This window comes from Actinomyces sp. HMSC065F12, from assembly GCF_001814535.1.
Classification (GTDB): Bacteria; Actinomycetota; Actinomycetes; order Actinomycetales; family Actinomycetaceae; genus Pauljensenia; species Pauljensenia radingae_A.
The window spans coordinates 1-1,092 of the sequence record NZ_KV817026.1 but is presented as its reverse complement, the minus strand read 5'-3'; the positions used below and the strand labels follow the sequence as shown (position 1 = coordinate 1,092).

Annotated in this window: 1 protein-coding gene and 1 pseudogene; both read right to left on the bottom strand. The window is 53.4% G+C overall.

Annotated features, from left to right (window positions below; all coding sequences use genetic code 11):
• A pseudogene (locus HMPREF2975_RS13120) lies at nt 1-658 on the bottom strand (IS3 family transposase); the annotation flags it as partial.
• A 20-nt stretch (nt 659-678) separates the two neighbouring features.
• Nucleotides 679-957 (bottom strand): transposase, encoded by a 279-nt coding sequence (locus HMPREF2975_RS13115; protein ID WP_227469345.1) that lies wholly within the window; start codon nt 955-957, stop codon nt 679-681.
• Between the last annotated feature and the right edge of the window lie 135 nt (nt 958-1,092).

Sequence of the window (1,092 nt, the reverse complement as noted above, 5' to 3'; positions counted from 1 at the left end):
TTGTACAAGAGCGAAGAAAGATTCCATCGCAGCGTTATCCCCACACGCTCCAACTCTGCCCATAGATCCCCTCGCGCCGTAAGATTTCAGCGCGGCACGGAATATTCTAGAACGAAATTGCGAGCCACGATCAGAGTGAACGATTACGCCATGGGGATTGCCTCGTTTCCTCATCGCATCATCGAGCGCCGCCACCACGAGGCGTGAATTTCATTCGCCCACCGGTCGCATAACCCACGATTCTTCGCGAGCACAGGTCTTTGATCGCACACAGATACAGCTTGCCCTCTTTGGTCCAATGCTCCGTAATATCTGTAGCCCACGCAACGTTGAGCGCATCAGCGTGGAAGTGACGCTGTAACAGGTCATCATGTACTGGAGCACCCGACTTCTTCCCACGCGGCTTACGCCTAGCGATCACCGAGAACACCTGAGCATGAGAACACAATCGCCATACTCGACGCTCAGAAATCTCTATCCCTTGATCATGGAGCTCGTCTGCTATCAGGCGGTAACCAAATTCAGGATCGTCACTGTGAATCTGGCGAATCTTGTCTATAAGCTCCACTTCTTGGGCTTGCCTGTTCGAAACTGGCTTAGCAGCCCATTTATAAAATGCTTGGCGGGAAAACCCCAGTACCCGAGCCGCTACCGTCAAGGTCGCCTTACCCGCCTTGATCAGCTTTTCCGCGGTCGGGAAGACCCTTTTGGGCGAATCGCTTCTTGAGACAGGTACGCCGCCGCGGCACGTAGCACTTCGTTTTCCATCTCCAACTCGCGAATCCGTTTCAAAGCCTGGCTTATCTCTTTAGTCGCTACCGGATCGGCAGACGGTTGCATCCCCTGAGCCTGCAACCTCGCATCAGTAATCCATTTTTGCAACGAGGAACGCGAGATCCCCAAATCAGCACACACCTGACGGCAAAGTAACCCCAGACTCCACCAACGCCACAGCATCAGCTTTGAACTGCTCTGAATACAACTCCAACATAATCAACATCCTTCCCTGCCCCGCCCCAGCGAAACAAGCTAGACGTCAACCAAACCCTCAGCAGACCCGCTAAGCCTGGTGACAAGATCGTAGTTATCGTC

Coding starts and splice junctions, on each gene's coding strand:
- HMPREF2975_RS13115 (WP_227469345.1), bottom strand. CDS start 957: ATGCTGTGGCGTTGGTGGAGTCTGGGGTTACTTTGCCGTCAGGTGTGT.